Annotated in this window: 1 protein-coding gene; it reads left to right on the forward strand. The window is 45.5% G+C overall.

Annotated features, from left to right (window positions below; all coding sequences use genetic code 11):
- Positions 1-50: 50 nt before the first annotated feature.
- Positions 51-235: 3-hydroxyacyl-CoA dehydrogenase NAD-binding domain-containing protein (locus ACSNOK_RS36320; RefSeq protein WP_436784910.1), on the forward strand; the 185-nt coding region annotated here is incomplete at its 3' end.

Raw genomic sequence — 235 nt, forward strand, 5'->3', positions numbered from 1 at the left:
GGCTAGAAGAACTCTATTTGCGTGTGTCGAAAAAATGATGAGGTGAAGGAATGAAAGTTGCCGTTATTGGGACCGGTTATGTAGGTTTGACGACTGCTGTTTCCCTTGCTATGAACGGTCATCAGGTGACTGGTATTGACCTCGTTGCATCCAAAGTAGAAAAATTGCGCCAAGGCATCTCGCCGATTTACGAGCCAGGCTTAGATGAGGCATTGAAAAAAGTACTGGATGATGG

It is taken from the genome of Streptomyces sp. URMC 126 (genome assembly GCF_051386555.1).
GTDB lineage: Bacteria > Actinomycetota > Actinomycetes > Streptomycetales > Streptomycetaceae > Streptomyces.